Annotated in this window: 16 protein-coding genes; 2 read left to right on the forward strand and 14 right to left on the reverse strand. The window is 60.6% G+C overall.

Going from position 1 to position 24938, the window contains the following annotated elements:
- Positions 1 to 20: 20 nt before the first annotated feature.
- The 3 genes from AC1DJO_RS11935 to AC1DJO_RS11945 all read right to left on the reverse strand — a co-directional run bounded on the left by AC1DJO_RS11935 (position 21) and on the right by AC1DJO_RS11945 (position 5066).
- A complete protein-coding gene (locus AC1DJO_RS11935; protein WP_112385915.1) occupies positions 21 to 581 on the reverse strand; it encodes an NADPH-dependent FMN reductase in 561 nt (186 codons plus the stop codon).
- A 160-nt stretch (positions 582 to 741) separates the two neighbouring features.
- Positions 742 to 4206: a pyruvate carboxylase gene (pyc, locus tag AC1DJO_RS11940; protein WP_477970676.1), complete on the reverse strand. Its 3465-nt coding sequence runs from the start codon at positions 4204 to 4206 to the stop codon at positions 742 to 744.
- 119 nt (positions 4207 to 4325) lie between these two features.
- Positions 4326 to 5066, reverse strand: coding sequence for a LuxR family transcriptional regulator (locus AC1DJO_RS11945; protein ID WP_112385917.1), 741 nt, complete (start codon positions 5064 to 5066; stop codon positions 4326 to 4328).
- Positions 5067 to 5381: 315 nt separating this feature from the next.
- Between AC1DJO_RS11945 and AC1DJO_RS11950 the strand changes: the two genes are divergently transcribed.
- Positions 5382 to 7145 (forward strand): glucan ABC transporter ATP-binding protein/ permease, encoded by a 1764-nt coding sequence (locus AC1DJO_RS11950; protein WP_477947672.1) that lies wholly within the window; start codon positions 5382 to 5384, stop codon positions 7143 to 7145.
- A 286-nt stretch (positions 7146 to 7431) separates the two neighbouring features.
- A complete protein-coding gene (locus AC1DJO_RS11955; RefSeq protein ID WP_477970678.1) occupies positions 7432 to 7785 on the forward strand; it encodes a VOC family protein in 354 nt (117 codons plus the stop codon).
- A 53-nt stretch (positions 7786 to 7838) separates the two neighbouring features.
- On the opposite strand, the gene AC1DJO_RS11960 is transcribed toward AC1DJO_RS11955, so the two are convergent.
- From AC1DJO_RS11960 to AC1DJO_RS12010, 11 genes are all read right to left on the reverse strand, one after another.
- Positions 7839 to 9047 carry an OpgC family protein gene (locus AC1DJO_RS11960; protein ID WP_477970680.1) on the reverse strand — a complete coding sequence of 403 codons (1209 nt, stop codon included), beginning with the start codon at positions 9045 to 9047 and terminating at the stop codon, positions 7839 to 7841.
- 97 nt (positions 9048 to 9144) lie between these two features.
- Positions 9145 to 17670 carry a glycoside hydrolase family 94 protein gene (locus AC1DJO_RS11965; protein WP_477970682.1) on the reverse strand — a complete coding sequence of 2842 codons (8526 nt, stop codon included), beginning with the start codon at positions 17668 to 17670 and terminating at the stop codon, positions 9145 to 9147.
- A 331-nt stretch (positions 17671 to 18001) separates the two neighbouring features.
- Positions 18002 to 18163, reverse strand: a complete 162-nt coding sequence (locus AC1DJO_RS11970; RefSeq protein ID WP_112386069.1) for a DUF1328 domain-containing protein — start codon at positions 18161 to 18163, stop codon at positions 18002 to 18004.
- A gap of 154 nt (positions 18164 to 18317) precedes the next feature.
- A complete protein-coding gene (locus AC1DJO_RS11975) occupies positions 18318 to 18827 on the reverse strand; it encodes a Dps family protein (protein ID WP_477941097.1) in 510 nt (169 codons plus the stop codon).
- A 182-nt stretch (positions 18828 to 19009) separates the two neighbouring features.
- Complete coding sequence (locus tag AC1DJO_RS11980) at positions 19010 to 19174, reverse strand: hypothetical protein (RefSeq protein WP_310296505.1); 165 nt, start codon at positions 19172 to 19174, stop codon at positions 19010 to 19012.
- A 136-nt stretch (positions 19175 to 19310) separates the two neighbouring features.
- The gene (locus AC1DJO_RS11985) at positions 19311 to 19499 is read right to left on the reverse strand and encodes a hypothetical protein (protein ID WP_112385923.1); all 189 of its coding nucleotides are present in this window, start codon (positions 19497 to 19499) and stop codon (positions 19311 to 19313) included.
- A gap of 158 nt (positions 19500 to 19657) precedes the next feature.
- Complete coding sequence (locus tag AC1DJO_RS11990) at positions 19658 to 20407, reverse strand: ABC transporter ATP-binding protein (protein WP_477970684.1); 750 nt, start codon at positions 20405 to 20407, stop codon at positions 19658 to 19660.
- The gene (locus tag AC1DJO_RS11995; protein ID WP_477970686.1) at positions 20404 to 21237 is read right to left on the reverse strand and encodes an ABC transporter ATP-binding protein; all 834 of its coding nucleotides are present in this window, start codon (positions 21235 to 21237) and stop codon (positions 20404 to 20406) included. Before AC1DJO_RS11995 ends, AC1DJO_RS11990 begins: the two co-directional genes overlap by 4 nt.
- Entirely contained in the window at positions 21234 to 22169 is a 936-nt protein-coding gene (locus tag AC1DJO_RS12000) for an ABC transporter permease (protein ID WP_112517845.1), read from the reverse strand. The genes AC1DJO_RS11995 and AC1DJO_RS12000 overlap by 4 nt, the downstream gene beginning before the upstream one ends.
- The gene (locus AC1DJO_RS12005; protein WP_477941092.1) at positions 22166 to 23233 is read right to left on the reverse strand and encodes an ABC transporter permease; all 1068 of its coding nucleotides are present in this window, start codon (positions 23231 to 23233) and stop codon (positions 22166 to 22168) included. The genes AC1DJO_RS12000 and AC1DJO_RS12005 overlap by 4 nt, the downstream gene beginning before the upstream one ends.
- 18 nt (positions 23234 to 23251) lie before the next feature.
- Positions 23252 to 24895, reverse strand: coding sequence for an ABC transporter substrate-binding protein (locus tag AC1DJO_RS12010; protein WP_477970688.1), 1644 nt, complete (start codon positions 24893 to 24895; stop codon positions 23252 to 23254).
- Between the last annotated feature and the right edge of the window lie 43 nt (positions 24896 to 24938).

Here is a 24938-nt window from a genome sequence, read left to right on the forward strand (position 1 = left end):
GGGCGGCGCAAGGTCCGGTCTTAGCCAGCGCGCGCAGCCTTCAGCGCCTTGCCCCACCAGATCAGCTGCTCGAGCTGGTTCTTGGCGGCCTCGGCAAGATGCGGATAGTCGTTCAGGCTCTTCCCATCCTTGGCGACGGAAAGATATTCCGGGAAGCTGATGTGGACGCCGGTCCTGACCGACGCGGCGCTCATTTCGACGAAGACCAGCCGCAGATGCTCGACCGCACGGGCACCGCCGACGCCGCCGTAGCCGACGAAGGCAACCGGTTTCTGGATGAAATCGCCAAGATCGATGGCGTTTTTCAGCACTGCCGTCGGGGCGTGATTATACTCGGCGACCGTGAAGATGTAGCCGTCGAATTCACGCAGCTTCTTTTTCCAGCGCTCGGCCGTCTCGCTTTCGGCCTCGCTGGCCGATGCTTCACCAAAGAAGGCCATCGGATAATCGAGAAGATCGAGCACTTCGACATCCAGCTCCGGACGCTCGGCGGCGATCGCGGAGATCCACTTCGCAGGATGATCGGCAAAACGCCCGATACGCGTACTTCCAACGATAACGGCGATTTTGAGCTTGCTCATTGTGACCCTTTCCTGATCCGCAAATGATTGGAAAGGCCTGGATACTAGGCCAAGGCTGAAACCCGGCAAGCCCAAAGACGTCAAAGACGGCGTGGCCGCGATAGTTTATTGCAGCAATACGAGATCGGGAGGCGGGCGACAGGCCCGCCTCCCGTAAAACTTAGGCCGAGTAGGATACCAGCAAATCCTTGGCATCGATCTGGTCGCCGGCCTTGACGAGCACTTCGGCGATCGTGCCGTCCTTCTCGGCGTGGATCGCCGTTTCCATCTTCATCGCTTCGATCGACACCAGCACATCGCCGGCATTGATCGCCTGTCCGGGCGACACAAAGACGCGCGAGATGACGCCCGGCATCGGCGCGCCGACATGGGCGGCATTGCCCGGTTCCGCCTTGCGGCGGGCAGCAGCACCCGATGCGCCATGGGCGCGATCCGGCACCTTGATGCGGCGCGGCTGGCCGTTGAGCTCGAAGAACACGGTGACCATGCCCTGGCTGTCGGTGCCGCTCATCGCCTGATTGACGACGACGAGCGTCTTGCCCTTCTCGATATCGGCAAACAGCTCCTCGCCATCGCCAAGGCCGTAGAAATAGGCAGGTGTCGGCAGAACCGAAACCGGGCCGTAGGTGTCCGACGCCAGCGCAAAGTCGGTGAAAACCTTCGGGTACATCAGATAGGAGGCGAATTCGAAGTCGCTGACCTCGCGCTCGAGCTTGGTCTCGATCGTCTTGCGTTCCGCATCGAGATCGGCCTCTGCAAGCAGCGAGCCCGGACGGACTGTATAAGGCTTGTCGCCCTTTAGCGCCTTCTTCTGCAGCGCTTCAGGCCAACCAGACGGCGGCTGGCCGAGATCGCCCTTCAACATCGAAACGACAGATTCCGGGAAGGAGACTTCCTTGTCCGGGCTGACGACATCGGCAACCGTCAGATCCTGCGAGACCATCATCAGCGCCATATCGCCGACAACCTTCGAGGACGGCGTCACCTTGACGATATCGCCGAACATCTGGTTGGCGTCGGCATAGGCCTGCGCCACGCGATGCCAGCGGGTCTCAAGCCCGAGCGAGCGGGCCTGTTCCTTGAGATTGGTGAACTGGCCACCCGGCATCTCGTGGAGATAGACTTCCGAAGCCGGCCCCTTGAGATCGCTCTCGAAGGCCGCGTACTGGTGGCGCACCGCTTCCCAGTAGAAGGAGATACGGCGGATCCATTCGGGATCGAGGCCCGGATCGCGCTCGGAACCACGCAGCGCTTCGACGATCGAACCGAGGCAGGGCTGCGAGGTATTGCCCGACAGCGCGTCCATCGCCGCGTCGACGGCGTCGACACCGGCATCGACGGCCGCAAGAACCGTCGCAGCAGCGATACCCGACGTATCATGCGTGTGGAAATGGATCGGCAGACTGGTCGCTTCGCGCAGCGCCTTGAACAGCACCTTGGCTGCGGCAGGCTTCAAGAGGCCTGCCATGTCCTTCAACGCGATGATATGCGCGCCGGCCTTTTCGAGCTCGACAGCCAGATCCGTATAGTATTTTAGGTCGTATTTCGGGCGCGCCGAATTGAGGATGTCGCCCGTATAGCAGATCGCCGCTTCGCAGAGCTTGTTCTCTTCGGCAATGGCATCCATCGAGACGCGCATGTTCTCGACCCAGTTCAGGCAGTCGAAGACGCGGAACAGATCGATGCCGCCCTTCGCCGCCTGACGGACGAAGTATTTGACGACGTTGTCAGGGTAGTTCGTGTAGCCAACGCCGTTGGCGCCGCGCAGCAGCATCTGCAGCAAAAGGTTCGGTGCCGCCTCGCGGACCTGCGAAAGCCGCTCCCAGGGATCTTCGGTCAGGAAGCGCATGGACACGTCGAAGGTCGCGCCACCCCAGCATTCCAGCGAGAGGAGGTTCGGCAGCGCATGCGCATAGGTGCCGGCAATGCGGGCGATGTCATAGGTGCGCATGCGGGTCGCCAGCAGCGACTGATGGCCGTCGCGCATCGTCGTGTCAGTCATCAGCACGCGCTTTTCATTGCGCATCCATTCGCCGAACTTCTTTGGTCCCAGCTTGTCGAGCAGCTGCTTGGTGCCGTCAGGGATACCGCCGCCGTTGGTGTAGGGCACGACGGGTTCGGCAATATCGGCAGATGGCTTCGGCCGGTCCTTGGCCTCAGGATGGCCGTTGACCGTCACATCAGCCAGGTAGGTGAGCAGCTTGGTGGCGCGGTCCTGACGCTTGACCTGCTGGAAGAGCTCCGGTGTCGAGTCGATGAAGCGCGTCGTGTAGCTGTTATCCTTGAAGCTCGGATGCGTGATGATCGCTTCGAGGAAGGTCAGGTTGGTGGCAACGCCACGGATACGGAACTCGCGTAGCGCGCGGTCCATGCGGGAAATCGCTTCCGAAGGGTTCGGCGCCCAGGCCGTGACCTTCACCAGCAGCGGATCATAATAGCGGGTGATGATGGCGCCCGAATAGGACGTGCCGCCATCGAGACGGATGCCGAAGCCCGAGGCCGAACGGTAGGCAGTGATGCGGCCGTAGTCCGGGATAAAGTTATGCTCCGGATCCTCCGTGGTGATGCGGCACTGCAGCGCGTGGCCGTTGAGCTTGATGTCTTCCTGCTTCGGAACGCCAGACTCCGGCGTGCCGATCGCGAAGCCATCGAGGATATGGATCTGCGCCTTGACGATATCGATGCCGGTGACGACTTCGGTGACCGTGTGCTCGACCTGGATACGCGGGTTGACTTCGATGAAGTAGAATTTGCCGGTATCGGCATCCATCAGATATTCGACAGTACCGGCACCGATATAGTTGGTGGCCTTGGCGATCTTCAGCGAATAGGCGGCAAGCTCCTGGCGCTGCGCTTCGGAGAGATAAGGCGCCGGCGCCCGCTCGACGACCTTCTGGTTACGGCGCTGGATGGAGCAGTCGCGCTCGAAGAGATGAACGACATTGCCATGGGTATCGCCGAGAATCTGGCTTTCGACATGGCGGGCGCGCTCGACGAGCTTTTCGAGATAGACCTCGTCCTTGCCGAAGGCGGCCATCGCCTCGCGCTTGGCTTCCGTCACTTCACGGGCAAGATCCTTCGGATCGCGAATGGCGCGCATGCCGCGCCCGCCACCACCCCAGGAGGCCTTGAGCATCACGGGATAACCGATTTCCTCGGCCATCTTGGCGACAACTTTCATGTCGTCTGGCAGCGGCTCGGTTGCCGGAACGACGGGAACACCGACCGAGATCGCGAGATTGCGGGCCGCGACCTTGTTGCCGAGCTGGCGCATCGTATCCGGCTTCGGACCGATGAAGATGATGCCAGCGGCATTACAGGCATCGACGAATTCGGGGCTCTCGGACAGTAGGCCGTAACCCGGATGGATCGCATCGGCGCCGGACAGCTTGGCAACACGGATCACTTCGTCGATCGACAGATAGCTCTCGATCGGCCCAAGATCACGGGCAAGATGCGGGCCGCGGCCGACCTGATAGCTTTCGTCGGCCTTGAAACGGTGCAGCGCGAGTTTGTCTTCCTCTGCCCATATCGCGACCGTTTTTATCCCGAGCTCATTGGCCGCGCGGAATACGCGAATGGCAATTTCGGAACGGTTGGCGACAAGAATCTTGGAAATGGGCAATGCACTCTCCTCAAAGCACGGATCACGCGGGCAATGCTGCACCCGCGAAGAGAATTCTTAACGTGCTGTTACAGAAAGTTCAATTTCCCTTGCCGCCACGAAATAGAATTTCTCCGTCATTAGGTAATTAAGCCGTACCTAAAGGCCAGAGCGACGGCCTGTTGACGGTTTTTAGCCTTCAGCTTGTCCTGAATGCCGTTCATGTACCAATCGACGGTGTGGTTGGAGATGCTGAGCAGCTTGCTGATTTCGATCGAGGTCATGCCGTCGGCGAGATAATGCAGGATCTCCAGCTCGCGCCGCGTCAGCGGTGTCTCCATCAGAGTCGGGCTATCGAGTGCATCGGCGTCGCCACGCAATTCGAGCAGCCGCCAGAACGCCTTGTGGGTCACGCCACAGAACAGCGACATCTCCACCGGCGACAGATCGACCGGGACGCCGCCGATGCTGAGGCTCCCCAGCAGGCCACTACGGCCGTGAACCGGGAAGACGTAGCCGTCGCCCAGGCCATGCTGTGCCGCGTCGGCCATCATCTGCTCCATGCGGCGCTGATGCGGATCGCGCCGGTAGGCAGCAAGTCCTTCGCGCCAGCGGAACGGCCTGTGCGTCTGGCCGAGATAACGCATGGTCGGGTCGATGAGGAAATATTTCTTGGTTGCATAGACCTGTGTCCAGGTCTCCGGCCAATCGCCGGCTAGCACCGTGCCCCAGGGATCGACACTGCGTTTCGGATGGCGCAGAAGCACATAATATTGGAAGCCGTAGGAATGCAGGACATTCTCCAGCTCCTCGACGACACGCTCGACCTTCTTGCATTCCTCTAGAACGACAAGCAATTGAATCAACGAATGAATATTCACAAATGCCCCCTGCCCGAAAAGGGCGTGCGGTTGAGGGCCGTCGACCGGCACTAACGCAGCCGGCATCCCAACGGTCTTCGGTTCAATGATTTAACCCGTATGAGTTTAAGGTGCGACGTACCGCCTTCCAAATGCAAGCGAAAATTGTCACAACCGTTCTCGGGTGAACAACTTTCGGCCCATGTCATCTCGTCGCACCCTACTTTTGACGCCTTCTGAAAAGTCCCGGGTGAACACGGTGTTAATCGCCGGTTCAGGTAGATTTTAGTAGCGTCGCAACATCCCGTTTTGCAGATGCACAAAAGAGGTACTGCCGTGTCGCTATTCAAGGTCTATGCAAGAGCCTTGCGCTACCTTGGCGCATACAAGCTCCGCGTATCCCTGGTGGTCGTTGCCAACATTGTTCTGGCTGCCATCACCATCGCGGAACCGATCCTCTTCGGCCGTATCATCGATGCCATCTCCGGCAAGGGTGACGTGAAGCCGATCCTCTTCATGTGGGCAGGCTTTGCCGTCTTCAACACCATCGCCTTCGTGCTTGTCGCCCGCGAGGCTGACAGACTGGCGCATGGCCGCCGTGCCACGCTTCTGACCGAAGCCTTCGGCCGCATCATCTCCATGCCGCTCTCCTGGCACCACCAGCGTGGTACATCGAATGCGCTGCATACGCTGCTGCGCGCCTGTGAAACGCTGTTCGGCCTCTGGCTCGAATTCATGCGCAATCACCTGGCAACTGCCGTCGCCATCATGCTTTTGGTTCCGACCGCCATGATGATGGACCTGCGCCTCTCTGCAGTGCTCGTCGTGCTCGGCGTTGCCTACTGGCTGATCGGCCGCCTCGTCATGAGCCGCACCAAGGATGGTCAGGCCTCGGTCGAAAACCACTACCACACCGTTTTTTCGCATGTCAGCGACTCGATCAGCAACGTCTCGGTCCTGCATAGCTATAACCGTATCGACGCCGAAACCCGCGCCCTGAAGGGCTTCACCGACCGCCTGCTGCAGGCGCAGTATCCGGTTCTCGACTGGTGGGCGATCGCCGGTGCGCTGAACCGCATGGCTTCCACCATCGCAATGATGATCATTCTGGTCATCGGCACGCTGCTGGTCCAGGCCGGCGAACTGAAGATCGGTGACGTCATTGCCTTTATCGGCTTTGCAAACCTGCTGATCTCGCGCCTCGACCAGATGCGCCAGTTCGCAACGCAGATCTTTGAGGCCCGCTCGAAGCTTGAAGACTTCTATGTCCTCGAAGACTCCGTCCGTGACCGCGAAGAGCCTGCCGGCAATGTCGATATCAAGGACGTCAAGGGTGAGGTCGAATTCCGCGACGTCTCCTTCGGCTTCGGCAATTCCTCGCAGGGCCTGCACAGCGTCAACTTCAGGGCCAAGGCCGGCCAGACGATCGCCATCGTCGGCCCGACCGGTGCTGGCAAGACAACGCTCGTCAACCTGCTGCAGCGCGTCTACGACCCTGACAGCGGTGAAATCCTGGTCGACGGCCAGGACATCACCAAGGTCACCCGCAAGTCGCTGCGCCGCTATATCGCAACCGTCTTCCAGGATGCCGGCCTGCTGAACCGCTCGATCAGCGACAACATCCGCCTTGGCCGCGAGGGCGCCAGCGAGGAAGAAATGCGTCAGGCAGCAGAAGCCGCAGCCGCAGCCGACTTCATCGAGACGCGCGAAGACCAGTATGACACCCATGTCGGCGAGCGCGGTAACCGTCTCTCCGGTGGTGAGCGTCAGCGCATCGCGATCGCGCGCGCCATCCTGAAGGATGCGCCGATCCTGGTGCTCGACGAAGCGACCAGCGCGCTCGACGTCGAAACGGAAAACCGCGTGAAGGCCGCTATCGACAACCTGCGCCAGAACCGCACCACCTTCATCATCGCCCACCGTCTGTCGACGGTCCGCGAGGCCGACAAGGTGCTGTTCCTCGACAACGGCCGCATCGTCGAGCAGGGCAGCTTCGACGAACTGAGCCAGAGCAATGGCCGCTTTGCCGCCCTGCTCCGCGCCAGCGGCATCCTGACGGACGAAGAAGTCCGCAAGGCGCATGCGACCGAAGCCGCATAAACTAGCGGTCGCATAGAACTTGGATATCAGGCCGGAGGGTTCGCCCCTCCGGCCTTTTCTTATGTGGCGGCGGATCAGCGGATGGAAATGCTCGAGCGGCGACCACTGAAGTCCGGTGCCACCTGCTCAAGAGAAGCTTGCAGTCCCCGCTTGCCACCAGATTGATTGAGTGAGGCAAACCGAGATGGCAGAAGCGATCGCGGCTCATCACCAACACCGGATGAGAGCTTTAATCTCCCACTGGAAGGCTCTAGCATCGCCCCTTCAGAACCAGGGAGGATCCATCATGGCCGTACGCCGCATCATTGCCAATCTGCCGGCAGCCGATCCGGCAAGGTCGCAGCGCTTCTATGGTGAAGTGCTTGGGTTGGATGTCCTGATGGACCATGGCTGGATCATTACCTATGGCAACGCCACCGCAATGCAGGTTCAGCTCAGCGTCGCCAGCGAGGGCGGCTCAGGCACGCCTGTTCCGGATATCTCCATGGAAGTCGATGATGTCGATGCCGTTCTCTCGGCGATGCAGCAAGCAGAGTTCGAGATCGTCTACGGCCCCGCCGACGAGCCATGGGGCGTCCGGCGCTTCTATGTCCGCGATCCCGCGGGCAAACTCGTCAACATCCTGCAGCACATAAAATAAGCCGGCGGGCTGTTGCGCCGCCGGCTTGATATCTTGGAATCTCTGGCACGCCGTTACTTCCGCCCGTCATTGATCCGCACCGGAACCGGCATGGCGCCGCGTCCGATCGCTGGCTTGGCATTCTCATCCAGACGCTTGCGCTCCAGATGGTAGGCATAGGCGAACTGCGCGGCGATACCGGCAACCACGAACATCGGTCCGATGAACTGATCGCGGTTGGTGACATAGAGCAGGACCTGACCCGCCATCGCCAGGATCGTACCGGCAACGAAGATGTTCAGCGAATGCCGGCCAAGGATCGTCAACGGATGATCCGCCGGGCGGCGCAGCATGCGCGACACCGCCGGGATGTTGATGACGAGATAGGTCAGAGCCAGCACATGCAGCAGACGCGGCAGCGACAGGAAGGTCTTGTCGAACCCAGTCAGAACGCTTGGGAGACCCAGTGCCGCCAGTGCGTTGCCGAGATCCCAGAGATGACCGACAACCCAGGCGAAGGACAGGGCCACATAGCCGGATGCCAGGACAAACAGAACCGGGTGCTGCGGCAGCGAACCGCCGCGCTTGACGTGCATCATCCCAACGATGCCGATGGTGAAGATGAACTGCCAAGACAGCGGGTTCAGGAACCAGTAGTCGGCAATGATCATGTTGTGCGGGGCGATCTGATAGATGCCGGCGATGAGCCACACAGCGCCCGATACGCTGAGTGCCAGCAACGGGTGCCAAGAATTCAGCAGCAGGATGATCGGCACCATCAGCATGAGGGCGCCATACATCGGCAGGATATTGTTATAGCCGATCTGGTGGCCGAGCAGCAGCAGCGCCGGAATGCCCTCTTTCAGATTTGTCAGCACGGCAAGAATATTGATTTCCACCAGCAATCCGGGCCGGTGGAAGAGCCAGGCGCCGCAAATGAACAGCGCCAGGGTCATGAAGGTGGTGATCATGTGCGCAAGGTAGAGCGTGAAGGCGCGCTTCACGGCCTTCCTCGCCATCTCCAGCCTGCGGCCGAACTTGAAGCCCGATCCATAGGCCAGACCGACAGCGATACCCGAGATCAGGACGAAAGCCTCGGCAGCATCGGAGAAGCCGAAATTCTTCGTCGTCACATATTCGAAAATCTGCCCGGGGACGTGGTTGATGAAGATCGTGATCAGGGCCAGCCCGCGCAACACGTCTAGTCTTGTGTCACGTTGCGGCCGGGCCGCGGATCGGGAAACGCGCTCAGCGCCGATGGCTTTTTCCGGCGTAGTCGCCATTATTCTCTCCTGGTTCCGATTTGCAAACGCGGTTGCGGCCAAAAGGTTTCCCTTTTGGCCGCAACGAATCGCCGGAGTGTGAGCTTAGGAAATGCTGCTATCCGACCGGATATCCCTCAGAGGGATTGGCGATGTCGTTGCCATTGATAACAAGACTGTAGCCGCCGGGTTGGGACGATTTTGAGACCGAAATGCGGTATTTCACACCGGAATGTTCGACCTCCGCCGAGAAGCCATCCCAGGTGCTCGGCAGCGCCGGACGGACAAACAGACGCCCATCCTTCAGCCGGATTCCGAGGATGCCTTCGACGGCGGCGCGATAGAGCCAGCCGGCCGATCCCGTGTACCAGGTCCAGCCGCCGCGGCCCTTAAGAGCGCCTTCGCCATAGACGTCGGCGGCAATGGTGTAGGGCTCGACGCGATAATGCTCGGCCGATCCCTTGTCTCTCGAATGGGTGATCGGGTTCAGCAGTTCGAAGCAGGCGAACGCATCGTCACCCCGGTTCATCTCGGCAAGCGCCATGACCACCCAGGTCGCCGCATGCGTATACTGGCCACCGTTCTCGCGAACGCCCGGAGGATAGGCCTTGATATAGCCCGGGTCCTTGGCCGAGGTGGCGAAAGGCGGCGTGAACAGGCGGATGATCCGGGTATCGCGATCGACGAGGCGGTTCAGCACCGCATCCATCGCTGTCTTCGCATGCTCGGGATCGCCTTCGCCCGAAAGGACGCTCCAGGACTGCGCGATCGAATCGATCTGGCATTCCAGGCTTTCCTTGGAACCCAGCAGGCTGCCGTCGTCGAACGTGCCGCGGCGATAGTAGCCACCGTCCCAGCCTGCACTCTCGAGTGCCGCCTTCAGCTCGCCGAGATGCTTGGTCCAGCGCTCGACGCGAGCCGTATCGCCACGCTCCTGCGCATAGGGCGTGAACGAGCGAAGCGCACCGGCAAGGAACCAGCCGAGCCAGACGCTGGTGCCCTGGCCATGGATGCCGACGCGGTTCATGCCGTCGTTCCAGTCGCCGCCGAGGATCAGCGGCATGCCGTTCGAGCCGGTCCGCTTGATCGCCAGATCGAGGGCGAGAGCGGCATGTTCGTAGATGCTCGCCTTGTCCTCTGAAATCTCCGGCTTGTAGAACGAGTCGTGTTGTCCCTCGAGAAGCGCCGGCCCTTCGAGGAACGGCAGCTCTTCGTCGAGCACAGTCTTGTCGCCGGTGACGCTGCAATAGTGATGGATGCCATAGGCAAGCCAGACGACGTCGTCGGAGATCAGCGTGCGGACGCCCGCACCCGTTCCCGGCAGCCACCAATGCTGAACGTCACCCTCACGGAACTGACGCGAAGCGGCGTTGACGATCTGGTTGCGCGCCAGCGACGGATCCTGCAGCACGAAGGCCAGAGTATCCTGCAGCTGGTCGCGGAAGCCGAAGGCACCGCTGGCCTGGTAGAAGGCCGAACGCGCCATGATGCGGCAACCAAGGCTCTGATAGGGCAGCCAGGCATTGATCAGGTTGTTCATGCCCTGATCAGGCGTGGAAATCTGCACTTTGCCGGTAAAGCCCTGCCAGAAATCACGGTTTGCCTGAACGGCATCATCGATGCTCGCGGAACGGATATCCTTGACCAGAGCCGCCGCCTCGTCCTTCGAGCCGGTATCCCCGAGGAAGAACGTCACGTCGCGGCTTTCGCCGGGCGCCAGCGTGATATCGATCGCGAGCACCGCGGCCGGATCGCCGTCGAGTTCCTTTGCGCCCGAAAGCGGAACCGATGGCTTCAACGCCTGCGGCGACTGGATCGTACCCGCCTTGCCGATGAATTCGCGGCGGCTGGTCGCGAAGCTTGATGGCTTCTCGCTCGCCGCAAAGAACGACACGCGCTTCGAAAAATCGATGCTGTACTGGTTGGCGGCGAAGAGAGCGCCCGTTTCCTCATCCGCCGATGACAGGATGAAGGGCGTGGTGCGCTGCGGATTGTTGCCGAGCACCCACTCGACATAGCCGTAGAGCCGGAGCTTGCGGGCGCCGGATCCGTTGTTGCGCAGGCGCACGCGCTGCATTTTCACCGGCTTTTCGCGATGAACGGTCTGGGTGACCTCCATGGCGATATCGTTCTGCTCGCTGGAGAAGACCGAGTAGCCGAGACCATGGCGGGTTTCGAAACGCGCGTCGGCGCGCTGCGACAGACCGGCGTAGGGCGTCAGGATGGCGTTGTTGTCGAGGTCGGCGACGTAGATCGCCTCACCCGAACGGTTGACCACGGCATCGTTCGACCAGCTGGTCAGCTGATAGTCACGCGAGTTCACCGACCAGGTGAAACCGGCACCTTCAGCGGAAACATGGAAGCCGAACTTTTCGTTCGAGATCACGTTGATCCACGGCTGCGGCGTTGCGGTGCCGCCGGCAAGGCGGACGACATATTCGCGGCCGTCGCGGGCAAAGCCACCAAAGCCGTTCCAGAAGTCGAGATCGCCCTGCTCCTCGATGTCAGCAGGAACCGGACGCGGCTTGATGACAGGCGCGATGCGCTTCGGCGCTGCCGCCTTGGCGCGTTCGGCCGCCTTCTGCATCTCTTCCTGCTCTTCCTTCGAAGGCGAGGTCAGAGCAATGGCGCGATTGATCTGATCGATCACCTTGCCATTCTTCGCGTGGAAGGTGACGCGGGCAGCGGCCAGCAGCGCGTGATAGGTCGTCTCCTCCATCAGATCCTTGCGGACGGCAAAGATATGCTGGCGTAGACCATCGGCCTGGCCCATGCGGCGGACGTTTTCGCACATCTGGTCGACAGCGTGCTGCATGTCCTGCGCATAGGAGGAGGCGCGCTCATTCATGATCACCAGATCGGCGGTGACGCCGCGCGAGCGCAGATATTCCTGCGTCAGCAGCGCTTCACGAACGATATCGAGATCCAGATCATCGTTGATGCGCAGCATGAAGATCGGGAAATCGCCCGAGATCGCCAGCGGCCAGAGCGATGACTGCGAGGCCATGCCCGCCTGAACGGCAGCGGCATCGGCGCGCAGATCCATATCGGGATAGACCAGATAGCGGCCGAGATGCTGGAAGGCGGCAGCCTGCTGCGAGGTGACGCCGACATGGCGCATCTGCACCTGCGTGCGCGTCCAGGCCTGAACCAGCTCGTGCTGGAAAGCATCGGCGTGGCGGTAGCGTTCGACCGCCTTGTCCACCTCATCGCGGCTTGGTGCGGCGATGGTCCAGAAGATTACGCTGACCTTCTTGCCTGCCGGCACCCGAACCGTGCGGCGCAGCGACAGGATCGGATCGAGCGTGAAGCCGTCGGTACCCGACAGCGTCGCACCCGGATCGAACGCAGCAGCATCCGAAAGGCTGCGGCCGCGGCCGAGGAACTTGCGGCGATCGGTTTCGAACTCGGTCTGACGCTGCGGACCGGCGCTGTCGACGATCAGATGGGCGATGCTCATGTTCGCTTCGTTCGGATCGCGCTTGTTGCGTTCCGCTCGGATGACATCGCCGCGCTTGCCGAAGTCGGTCTTGACGAACATGCGGGCAAAGGCCGGATGGGCATTATCCGTGTCGTCGCTGGTGAGCACAGGTTCCATATAGGAGGTCACTTCGATGAAGCGATCTTCCGAACCCATGTTAAGCAGCGTCAGGCGGCGGCCATCGGCATCGTGCTCGGTGGCGACGATGCATTCGACTTCACTCGTCAGATCACCAACGACCTTGGTGAACTCCGCCTTTTCATCTGCGAAGAGCACGTTGACTTTTTCGCCTTCGACACTCTTCGGCTCCGCGGTCGCCGACCACCATTCATTGGTAACGGTGTCGCGCAGGAAGATGAAGCTGCCCCAGCGGTCTTCGGTCGGATCGGGCTTCCAGCGGGTGACGGACTGGCCGTTCCAGCGGGCATAGCCGGCGCCCGTCGCCGTCAGCATCATCGAGTAATGGCCATTCGACAGGAAGACGAGTTCGCGGTCGCGAGACAACGGATCGGCAATCTTGCGCAGTTCCGGACGCAGAAGATCGTCCTGGATGCTGGCAGGCGTGTCGGACTCGTGCTTGCCGCTCATCACCGGAATATCGCGCGGCGCCTTTTCCTGCAGCAGCAGTTCGGCCGCTTCGATCACCGGATCGGAGTGGAAGAGTTCGCGCAGGTGGCCGTTGAAGGCGACGTTGGCGACGGCTGCGATCGACATGCCATGGTGGTGGGCATAGTAGTTGTAGACCACCGCACACTTCTTGCCCTCAGGCACACGGGTCGGCGTGAAGTCGACGGCATCATGATAGCCGTATTTACCGAGTGCGCCGAGCGCACGCAGGCGGTCGAGGTTCTCGAGCGCAGCCTTCGGATCGTACTGGCTGGCCAGGATCGATGCATAGGGCGCAATGACGGCGTTGTGGCCGAGGCCACGCTTCAGGCCAAGCGTCGGCACACCGAAGTTGGTGTACTGGTAGTTCATGTTATGGTCGCGGGCATTGAAGGCCGCTTCCGAGATGCCCCACGGAATGCCGAGCTTGCGGCCATAGTTCATCTGCTCGACGATAACGAGATTGTTGGTCTGGTTGAGAATACCGCCACCGCGCTCCTGCATGACCAGAGGCGGCATCAGATATTCGAACATCGAGCCGGACCACGAGACCAGTGCGCCCCGCGAGCCGACCGGAACGACCTGACGTCCCAAGCGGTACCAGTGCTCGGTCGGCAGATCGCCCTTGGCGATGCCAAACAGCGAGGTCAGGCGGCATTCCGATGCCAGGAGGTCGTAGCAGGCCTGATCGAGTTCGCCGCTTTCGACGCGGTAACCGATCGACAGCAGGCGGCGCTCCGGACGGAACAGGAACGAGAAGTCCATCGAGAAGGCGAGGTCGCGCGCCTTGTCACGCAGCGCAATCAGGCGCGGACGCAGCGGATCGATATTCGACAGATCGTAGGTGCTGTCGGAAATATGCGCTTCGCAGACCTTAACCAGCTGCTCGGCCCAGCGGGTCAGCTCGCCGCTCAGCGACGACTTGACTTCGTGGTCGAGATTGGCAGCCAGCTTCTGGATATCACGGGCGAGAACAGCCAGGTTGATGACGCGGATCGAGGCGAACTCGTGCTCACGCTTGACCGCGGCCAGTGCGTTCTGGAAGCCGATGATGCGTTCTTCCAGGCGACGGCGCAGCGGGCGGACGGTCTTGCGATCGTCAGGCAGGTCGGCAAGCACTTCGCCGAGAATGCCGGCAGTATCGCCGACACCATCGAGATTGCCCTGCATATGCGCCGACGGCGCTTCCGCCCAGTTGCGGCAGGCCGACGAAACGGCGATCAGGTGACCGGCCAGGTTGCCGCTATCGACGGCCGAAACATAGCGCGGGCCAAGCGTCTGCAGCGTGTCGGTATGATACCAGTTGAACAGGTGGCCACGATACTTCTCCATCTTGTCGATGGTGGCGATCGTCTTTTCCAGCCGGTCGATCGTCTCTTCGAAGGAAAACCAGCCGAACTGGCGGCCGGAAACGACCGAGAGAAGATAGACGCCGATATTGGTCGGCGACGTCCGTGTTGCCACGATCACGTGCGGCGTTTCCTGCACGTTGTCAGGCGGAAGATGGTTCTGCTCGGCCGTCGTGAACGTGTCGAAATAACGCCAGGTGCGGCGTGCGATCTTGCGCAGTTCGGTGGAGTCGGACTCTGCCACTTCGAGCCGGTCTTCGGTTTCCGCCGACTGGCTCACATAATAGGCAACGAGCGGCGAAAGGATCCAGAGAACGGCGAAGGGAATGCCGACGAGGAATGCCTTGTCGCCCGAAAGCGCCGCGAAGGCGAGCGCAAGCAGTGCCAGCACCGGCGCATGCCACATGGCCTTGTAGTAGGAGGCGATCGTTCCCTGTTTGCCTGCCTGAACGCTGGCGGCTGTGCGCCACTGCAGCATCAGCTTGTGGCTGAAGAACAGGCGGTACAGCGAGCGGCCGATGGCATCGGCCATCATGCAGGCGGTATCGGCAATGAAGACGATCCGCAGTGCCACCTGGGCGTTCGCCGCGCGGATATCCGACCAAACCGTATAGAGATGGGCACGCGCGACGATATCGCTGGTGCGCGGAATGATGCCGTTGATCAGCGACAGCGTCGGAGCGACGAACAGGCAGAAGATCAGCAGGATCTGCCAGACGAGCGCGCCGAGCGGTCCCATGAAATACCAGCCGAGCACGGACGCGAAGAACCAGGCGATCGGGGTCAGCGAGCGTCGCAGGTTGTCGAACATCTTCCAGCGGCCGAGCGCGGTGACGCCGTATTTCGGGTTGAACATGTAAGGCAGCAGCTGCCAGTCGCCGCGCGCCCAGCGATGCTGGCGCGAGGTTTCGACTTCGTAGCGGATCGGGAAGTCTTCGACGAGCTCCAGATCGGTGACGAGCGCGCAGCGCGCCATGGAGCCTTCGAGAAGGTCATGGCTGAGAACCGAGTTCTCATCGATACGGCCCTTCAGCGACGCTTCGAAGGCGTCGACATGATAAAGGCCCTTGCCGGTGAACGTGCCCTCGCCGGCCAGATCCTGGTAGACGTCGGAGACGGTAAAGACATAGGGGTCGAGACCGCGGTTGATCGAGAACACGCGCTGGAAGACCGAGGCATCCTTGCCGGTCGTCAGCGACGGGGTGACGCGCGGCTGCAGAACGCCATAGCCGCTTTCGACGCGGCCGGTCTTCGGGTTGAGCACCGGGCGGTTGATCGGATGATAGAGCTTGCCGACGAGCTTGGTCACCGCATCGCGCATCAGGCGCGTGTCGGCATCGAGCGTCATCACATACTGGACGTTCTCCGGCACGATGTTGGCGCCCGGCAGATACGTGGTGTCAGCATCGCCGCGCAGCAGCATGTTCAGCTCATGCAGCTTGCCGCGCTTGCGCTCCCAGCCCATCCACGCGCCTTCAGAAGGATTGTAGAGGCGACGGCGGTGAAGCAGATAGAAGCGGGTCTTGCCATCGGACGCGTAGCGCGCCGAGAGGTTCGCGACCTCGCGGCGCGCATAATCCAGCACTTCGAGATCGTTGGCGGTTTCCTCGACCTGGCTGTCCGGCCAGTCGCTGAGCAGCGAATAGTAGATCTCACCGCGCGGGTTCGCGAGATAGTGAACCTCGAGATTGCGGACGAGCTCATCGACGCTATCGCGGTTGGAAATCAGGCAGGGCACGACAACGAGCGTGCGCGCGTCCTCCGGAATGCCTTCCTTGAACTCGTAGCCAACGAGACGCGATGGCGTCACGAAGAACGACAGCACGGTGTTGAATAGCCCCGTCGCGCCTTCCGAAGCGGGCAGCGAGAACATGATCAGGAGAACGATGATCTCTGCAGGGCTCATGCCGGCATTCGCCATGAACTTGCCGACAATCACCATCGCCAGGATCGTCAACAGAGCGACGGGTACGGCGATGGACAGCCAATTGAACTTGCGGACGGTGCGAACGAAATGCTGCACGAGCGTCGGGCGATAGTTCGCGCGCGCCTCGAACTTCGGGCGATGCATGCCCGCGAGGAAGCCGCCGACATTCGGCTCGTGCGGCTGCGGCTCATCGGAGGACTTGGCTTCCTCCGTCATATCCAGCGCCAGCTGCGCGACTTCCATTTCACTGAGCGGCGAACGCTTGGCGAGCTTTTCGATCTGCTTGCGGTATTTGTTGCGCGAGCCGGAATCGAGAATGCCGTAATCCGACTTGTCCCAGAGCAGCTGGTCGACGTGGCTCACCTGCTCGACCCAGACCGACCATTCGGTGTCATCGATCTCGCGCAGGCTGCGGATGATGTTGCCCATCGTCACGTTGCCGGATGACAGGCGACTATGTTCCGCCATCGTCGCTTCTTCGGTATCGCGGCCGAGCGAGGCGAGACGGTCGTCGAGCCAGGCAATCGCCAGGCTCGACGATTGCGAGCCGTCGCGCATGCGATAAAGGAACTGAGTCGAGAACGTATTGTCCTCGGCAAGCGTCTCCAGTGTCTTCAGGTATTCGGCAGCCTTGGCAGGATCTGCCAGACGCACCAGTTCGTCGGCGGCCTCGTTGGCGCGGCGGCGCATCCGGCGGCTGCGTTCGACGCGGCTCGAAATGCGGCGAAGATTTTCGACGAGGACGTAGCGGACCAGCGACGGAACAGCCCAGAGCTCCCCGATCTTCAGCGTCTCTGTTTGCTGGAAGCCATCGACGAGCGCCGTCAGACTTTCCTGCGAAACGGTGCTGTGCGTATGCGCCACGTAGAGCCAGGCCAGAACCAGCGTCCGCGGGATCTGCGTGCCGCCAACATTGACGGTCGGCAATTCGCGATAGAAGCGGCGCGGAAAGTCGCGGCGGACTTCCTGGATCGCCTCTTCGACGATGTAGTGATTGTCGAGCAGCCACTCCGCAGCAGGCGTGATGGTTTCGCCCGATTCCACGTCTGCGGCGGTCGTGCGATAGACGCGCAGGATTTCCTTTTCGTTCTCCTTGTGCCGCGCGAAGAAATCGAAGGGCGCAAAAGCGGGAAGCGATTCCGCCCCGCTGCGGGCGACCATTTCGCCCATCGCCTTGATGTCTTCGATGGAGAGGTATGTCGAACGGATCGAGTCGTTATGATCGATCTGCTTCGTTTCGGAATCGCGCGACGGGGTCGGAGACGGATTGGAAATTGACATGGGTTCGGTTCTGGATCCAAACAAAGTTATGGTAATTTTGGCTAGCCTTTTGCACCGGCAAATATGACTGCCGCATGAACGGCAGAGCACTGTTGCTCAAAGATACTATGGCAGCCGATTTTTAGATGCGAAACGGTTTAAGCCCTGCTTTATCGCACAGCTATGACCGTGATGGCAGTGCTTCTTGTCCCTCCCGCAAAGCCATTTCCTCAAAGTTGGACACTAAGCGGATAATTCAAGTCAAGAGCGAAGAATTGGCACTGGAGACGTGAAAAATCCGGCGCCGCTCCGGCACCGGATTTTTATCATCGCAACGATACCTGCCGGGCTGTCAGCGCCGCATCAGGCGCATGAACAGCGAGACGACGAACAGCACCAGAAACAGGAAGAACAGAACCTGAGCGATCGATGCCGAGGCGCCAGCGATACCGCCAAAACCCAACAGGCCGGCGATCAGGGCGACGACGAGAAATACCAGAGCGTAATAAAGCATGCCCATCTCCTTGTTTGCTGACAGATAAACGAAGATCTGTGACCATGGTTCCGCGAGATTGAGAAAATCTTTCGATATCAATGAATTATGAAAAAGGGCGCATGGACATGAGCATGCGCCCTCGCGGCGGCGGTAAGGCGCAGAGCGCCCACGCCTACTTTGCAATGATGGCTTTCAGCATCCAGAGAGCCTTCTCGTGGAACGTCAGGCGGTCCGTCAGCATGTCGGTGGTGACAAGATCATTGTTGTCGTCGGCAGCGGTGCCGGCTTCGCGCATCGCTCTGCAGGCCGCCTCGTGGTCAGCGATCAGGTCGCGTACCATATCTTCGGCCGTCAATTGGCTGAAGTCGCCATTATCAGGCGCGAATTTCGCAGCGTCTCCGACGCGGGCCGGCGCCAGGTGACCGAGGGCGCGAATACGCTCGGCGATGATATCGGTCGCCTTGAAAAGCGTGTTGTAATGCTCTTCCGTCAGCTCGTGCAGCGGCTTGAACAGCGGGCCGACGACATTCCAGTGATAGATGTGGCTCTTGATCACCAGATGATAGGTGCTTGCCAAGATCGCCGACAGGCTCTTTGCCATGTCTGCGCAATATTTGTCGGTCAGTCCGGTTTTCACCGAGACGTCACGCGATTTCGGTTTCAGTACGGCTGTATTTGCCATCGTCCTCAACTCCTGACTGGGAACGCCAGACAGCGCGGAATGGCAGGAGAAGGATAATGACCGGGGTCCGGTACACTATGCCTTTTACGTCCATTCCCGGCACGCTGAATGCGTAAGCAGAGAATGCCGCGGCTGGCACATTGTTCCGAAGGAATGGCACCGGCAGAGCGCCGGTGCGAAGATCAGCCGATCAGGCCGAATACGAACGCAGCGACGAATGCGAAAGCTGCGGTCAGCAGCACGGCGTGAACGCCAAGCTGCAGCTTGCCGCGCACGGAGAGCGGCTTCTTTGCCGGCACGGAACCATAATGGTTCGCGTGAGTATGCGATATACCCAGGTCTGCCATGTGTTGCCTCCGTCTGTTCTCTTTGGTGCGGCTTTATGCCTGCACCTTTATTCTTATATTCTCTATCAGGTAGGTAGAGATAAAATTCCTTCCAGAGGCAACCGGGTAGAAAATCCAACCGGTGCTGGAAGAAAGCTCAGCAGAGAGTGCGCCAGGCCCAGATCAACGACCGTTCGATCGCATTTTCCTCGCGCTGCGCAGCAGCGGAGACATCGATGAAGCGGCGGTCCTTTTCGGCAGGAATAGAAACGACTGGCTGCTCGCTCCGCTCGGCCTTCACCGGCGGCTCGAGATATCCCATGGTCATGCCACCGAGAAAGAACATCCTTACCTCCATGATCACGAAAACTAACAATCGTTAACGGGATCATGACAGATGAAACGGGCCTGTCAATAGTCTAGTCGAATGGTCGTCTTTAACGCTACGTTAACCTTAACCGCGCGCATGGAGCAGCCTTTTCAAACACTTGAAAAACCTGCATTTCAGCTTTTGACGAAGCCTTTGCTCGCGATCATCAGATTGCGGGTGTATTCTTCCTGGACGTCGGCGCGGGCAAGCTCGGCCGAGCTCAAGCGCTCGACGACCGCGCCATTGCGCATCACAGCAAGCTGCTCGCACATATGGGTGACGACGCCGAGATCGTGGCTGACCATCACGAAAGTCAGCTTTCGATCACGCCGGATCTGTTCCAGCAGGTTCAGCACTTCGGCCTGAACAGAGGCATCAAGCGCCGAGGTCGGCTCGTCGAGCAACAGTACAGACGGCTCGACGATCAGCGCCCGGGCGATCGCCACGCGCTGACGCTGGCCGCCGGAAAGCTGATGCGGATAGCGGAAGCGGAAACCATTTCCGAGGCCGACTTCGTCAAGCGCGCGGGCAATACGCGTTTCACCATCGCTGATGCCGTGGATCGCCAGAGGCTCAAGCAGCAGCCGGTCAATCGTCTGGCGCGGGTGAAGCGAACCATAGGGGTCCTGAAACACCATCTGGACGCTGCGATAGAAAGCCTTGCTGCGCTTGGCGCCCTGCAGCGCCTCGCCATGAATGCGGATCGTGCCGGAGCTGACCGGCGCAAGCCCCGCCACGGCCCGCAGCAGCGTCGACTTCCCCGACCCGGACTCACCAACGAGCCCGAAGGACTCGCCCGTTCCGACTTCGATGCTGACATCCTTCAGGGCGTGGAAATCGTCATAGATGACGCCGAGTTTTTCGACAGAGAGTGCTGCGCTCATGCGGCCCACTCCGGCTTGCGGTCAAGAACCGGCAGCGGATGACGGCTCTGACCGATCTCCGGCATGCAGTTCAGCAGACCCTGCGTATAGGGATGCTGGGCATTCTTCAGGTCGGATGCCTTCAATTCCTCAACGATCCTGCCCGCATACATGACGATGACACGGTCACAGAAGGACGAGACGAGACGCAGATCGTGCGATACGAAGATCAGCCCCATGCCGCGTTCGGAAACGAGTTTGTCCATGATATTCAGCACATCGAGCTGAACGGTCACGTCGAGCGCCGATGTCGGCTCGTCGGCAATCAACAGCTCCGGCCCGGCGATCAGCATCATCGCGATCATCGCCCGCTGCCCCATGCCGCCGGAAACTTCGTGCGGATAGAGATCGAAGACGCGCTTGGGATCGCGGATCTGCACCGCCTCCAGCATGGCAAGCGCCCGTTCCTTGGCCTCCGCCCGGCCAACCTTTTCATGGGTCTTCAGCGTCTCGCAGATCTGCCGGCCGATCGACATGACCGGGTCCAGCGAATATTTCGGATCCTGCAGCACCATGGCGATCCGCTTGCCGCGCAGAAGACGCCGCTGCTTGGCGGAGGCAGACAGGAGATCGATGCCGTTGAAGTCGAGCCTGTCGGCGCTGACGACGGCGTGCTTCGGGGTGAGGCCCATGATAGCGCGGCCGGTCTGAGACTTGCCGGAGCCGGATTCACCGACGATACCGAGGCGCTCCTTGCCGAGCGTGAACGACACGCCGCGTACCGCCTCGATCACGCCTGTGCGCGTCGGATAGCTGACGCGCAGGTTGTTGACGTCGAGAAGCTCGGTCATTGGCCGCTCTCCTTCGGATCGAGCGCATCGCGCAGCCCGTCGCCGAGCAGGTTGAAGCCGAGACTGACGATCAGGATGGCGATACCGGGCATGGCGGCAACCCACCATTGATCGAGAATGAAGCGGCGGCCCGAGGCGATCATAGCGCCCCATTCCGGCAGCGGCGGCTGCGCGCCGAGGCCGAGAAAGCCGAGACCGGCCGCCGTCAGGATAATGCCCGCCATATCAAGGGTCACGCGGACGATCAGCGACGAGATGCAGAGCGGCATGACATGGCGGATGATGATGCGAATAGGCGAGGCGCCCATCAGCTTCACCGCAGAAATATAATCCGAGCGCCGCACCGTCAGCGTTTCGGCGCGGGCGATACGGGCATAAGGCGGCCAGGAGGTGATGGCGATGGCGATGACCGCGTTCTGGATCCCCGGCCCCAAGGCCGCGACGAAGGCAAGTGCCAGCACCAGCTTCGGAAAGGCCAGAAAGATATCGGTGATCCGCATCAGGGTGGCATCGACCCAGCCGCCGGCATAGCCGGAGACGGTGCCTACGATCAGCCCGATCGGCGCGGAGATGATGGCGACGAGAACCACGACGAAGAGCGTGAGCCGCGAGCCATAGATCAGACGCGAATAGATATCGCGGCCCTGATCGTCGGTGCCGAGAAGATAGCCGGCAGTGCCCGGCGGCATCAGCCGCGCGTTCTTGAGATCACCGATGACAGGCGAATGCGTTGCCAGGAGATCGGCGAAGGCCGCGACGAACAGTAGCCCGATGATGATCACCAGGCCGACGACGGCGAGCTTGTTGGCGGTGAACTGCCGCCACGTGACATAGGCGCGCCCGAGACGCGCCTGCGTGCGTGATTGCGGCCGGTCGGAAAGCAGCCATTCGCGGCGGCTCATCGGAGGTGTCTGGTTGACCGGAACCGTCATCGGCTTCGCGTCCTTGGATCGAGGGTCCGGTAAAGAAGGTCGGACAGGAGGTTGATGCCGATGAAGACGGTGCCGATGACGATCGTGCCGCCGAGCACGGCGTTCATATCGGCGCTCTGCAGCGAGTTGGTGATGTAGAGGCCGATGCCCGGCCAGGAGAACACCGTCTCGGTCAGCACCGAACCTTCAAGCAAGCCGGCATAAGACAGCGCGATAACGGTCACCAGCGGGACGCCGGCGTTGCGCAGCGCATGGCCCCAGATCACCCGCGTTTCGGAGAGCCCCTTGGCACGCGCCGCGACGATATATTCCTGGCTGAGCTCGTTCAGCATGAAGCTGCGGGTCATGCGGCTGATATAGGCGAGTGAGAAATAGCCAAGTAGCGAGGCAGGCAGGATGATGTGGCGGAAGACGTCGTAGAAGACGTCCCATTGGCCCTGCCAGGCGCTGTCGAGCAGATAGAAGCCGGTTATCGGCGTGAAGGTATATTCGTAGACGATGTCGATACGGCCGGGGAACGCCACCCAGCGCAGCTTCGCATAGAAAACGACGAGTGAGATCAGGGCCAGCCAGAAGATCGGCACCGAATAGCCGATAAGCCCGATGACACGCACCACCTGATCCGCCAGGCTGCCGCGGCGCACCGCAGCCAGCACGCCGAGCGGAATGCCGATCACCGCGCCGATGATCGTGCCGCAGGTTGCCAGTTCGATGGTCGCGGGAAATGCGCGGCGGATATCGGTCATGACGGGGTTGGTCGTCAGCACCGAATTGCCGAAATCCCCGGAGAGAATTCCCTTCAGATAGATATAGAACTGCTCGTAGAGCGGCAGGTCGAAACCCATTTCGCGGCGCACGCGCTCGACGACATGCGTCGGCGCCCGGTCGCCGAGAATGGCAAGAACCGGATCGATCGGCACCACGCGGCCGATGAAGAAGGTGACGGCCAGCAGGCCGAGATAGGTCGTGACCGCAGCAATCAGAAAACGCCCGAGTGCCTTGGCGAGCGGAAGTGCGCGGCCCTTCGCGGGCCGCGCCTCCACCTTTGTTTCAACGATGCTCAATGAACCAATCCTACCGGATTATTCCTTGGCGATCGGACCGACATAGTTGGTATCGAAGCTCGGGCCGAGCTTGAAGTCTTTCAGGCTTTTGCGATAACCGGCCACTTCGATCTGCTGGAAGATGAAGACGAAGGGGCTGTTTTCCAGGTACTTCTTCTGAATGTCCTGGTACATGGCGGCACGCTTGGCACCATCACGCTCCAGCAGCGCAGCCTTGGCTTCCTTGTCGAGATCCGGTGCCTCGAAGGTGTTGCGCCAGGCGAGCGTCTTGTTGGTACCCGCATCCGAATTGTCGGGGTTCGAGGTAAATGTGTCGGCATTCGAATTCGGGTCGAAATAGTCCGAGCCCCACTGGCCGATATAGATATCATGCGTGCGGGCGCGATATTTCGTCAGCGTCTGCTTGCCGTCACCCGGGACGATTTCGAGCTTGATACCGGCCTGTCCCAGCGTTTGCTGCATGGATTCGGCAATGCCCGTGACCGGCTGCGTGTTGCGCACGTCCATGGTGACGGAGAAGCCATCCGGCAAGCCTGCCTTTGCCAGCAGCTCCTTGGCCTTGGCGACGTCGAGCTCGAACGGATTTTCGTCAAGCGCGCCAAGCTGGCCCTTCGGCAGGAAGGTTTGGTGAACTTCGCCGATACCCTTGATGAGCGTCGAGCTGATCGCATCGTAATCGACCAGATACTTGAAGGCCTGCTGAACTTCAGGCTTCTTCAGGTTCTCGTTCTTCAGGTTGAGGCTGACGTAATAGATCGTGCTCTTCGGCGCGTCTGTCGTCGCCAGATCGGCATTCTTCGCCACGGCATCGAGATCGCCGGGCTCGAGGTTACGCGCGATATCGATGTCACCCGCCTCGAGCGCCAAGCGCTGTGCCGAGCTTTCCTTCATGTAGCGGTAGATGACCCGGTTCAGCTTCGGCTTGTCGCCGTAGTAATTGTCGTTGCGCTCGAGGACGACGACTTCATTGGCGCGCCATTCGCGCAGCTTGAAGGCGCCAGAGCCGGCATAGCCGGTCTTCAGCCAATCGTTACCGAAGTCGTTGTCATACTTGTGGTCGGCATCAACGGTCACAGGCTTGACGTGATCGAGCACCAGCTTCTTGTCGACGACGGAAGCAACCGTTGCCGTCAGGCAGTTCAGCACGAAGCTCGGCGCATAGGCCTTGTCGACGGTGAAGACGAACGTATTCGGATCGGCCGCCTTCGCCTTTTCCGTGACGTTGTCGCCGGTGAGGCCGAACTGGGTGAGAATGAAGGCCGGGCTCTTGTCGAGCTTGACGGCACGCTCGAAGGACCATGCGACGTCTTCTGCGGTGATCGGGTTCCCGGAGGCGAACTTCAGGCCCGGCTTCAGCTTGAACGTATAGGTCAGGCCATCATCGGAAACGGTCCAGCTTTCGGCAAGGTCACCCTTGACCTTCGAGGTGTCGGCCATATCGAGGCGCACCAGCAGGCTGTAGCTGTTGCTGGTCACTTCCGCGGTCGAGAGCTCGAAAGCTTCGCCCGGATCCATGGTGATGATGTCGTCGATGGCGAAGCCTTCGACCAGCGTGTCCTTCGGCGTTTCAGCAAAGGCGGCTGGCGCTGCCATCATGAGAAGCGAAAGAGCAGCACCGGCCGAAAGGGCACGGAAGCTGCGGTTCAGTTTGGTAATCATCATTGGTTCTGTTCCCCTGTTTTTGATTGATTACAAAGCAGTTTTC

This window comes from Rhizobium sp. 05N430 (assembly GCF_056396985.1).

Coding starts and splice junctions, on each gene's coding strand:
- AC1DJO_RS11935 (WP_112385915.1), bottom strand. CDS start 581: ATGAGCAAGCTCAAAATCGCCGTTATCGTTGGAAGTACGCGTATCGGG.
- AC1DJO_RS11955 (WP_477970678.1), top strand. CDS start 7,432: ATGGCCGTACGCCGCATCATTGCCAATCTGCCGGCAGCCGATCCGGCA.
- AC1DJO_RS11960 (WP_477970680.1), bottom strand. CDS start 9,047: ATGGCGACTACGCCGGAAAAAGCCATCGGCGCTGAGCGCGTTTCCCGA.
- AC1DJO_RS11965 (WP_477970682.1), bottom strand. CDS start 17,670: ATGTCAATTTCCAATCCGTCTCCGACCCCGTCGCGCGATTCCGAAACG.
- AC1DJO_RS11970 (WP_112386069.1), bottom strand. CDS start 18,163: ATGCTTTATTACGCTCTGGTATTTCTCGTCGTCGCCCTGATCGCCGGC.
- AC1DJO_RS11975 (WP_477941097.1), bottom strand. CDS start 18,827: ATGGCAAATACAGCCGTACTGAAACCGAAATCGCGTGACGTCTCGGTG.
- AC1DJO_RS11980 (WP_310296505.1), bottom strand. CDS start 19,174: ATGGCAGACCTGGGTATATCGCATACTCACGCGAACCATTATGGTTCC.
- AC1DJO_RS11985 (WP_112385923.1), bottom strand. CDS start 19,499: ATGTTCTTTCTCGGTGGCATGACCATGGGATATCTCGAGCCGCCGGTG.
- AC1DJO_RS11990 (WP_477970684.1), bottom strand. CDS start 20,407: ATGAGCGCAGCACTCTCTGTCGAAAAACTCGGCGTCATCTATGACGAT.
- AC1DJO_RS11995 (WP_477970686.1), bottom strand. CDS start 21,237: ATGACCGAGCTTCTCGACGTCAACAACCTGCGCGTCAGCTATCCGACG.
- AC1DJO_RS12000 (WP_112517845.1), bottom strand. CDS start 22,169: ATGACGGTTCCGGTCAACCAGACACCTCCGATGAGCCGCCGCGAATGG.
- AC1DJO_RS12010 (WP_477970688.1), bottom strand. CDS start 24,895: ATGATGATTACCAAACTGAACCGCAGCTTCCGTGCCCTTTCGGCCGGT.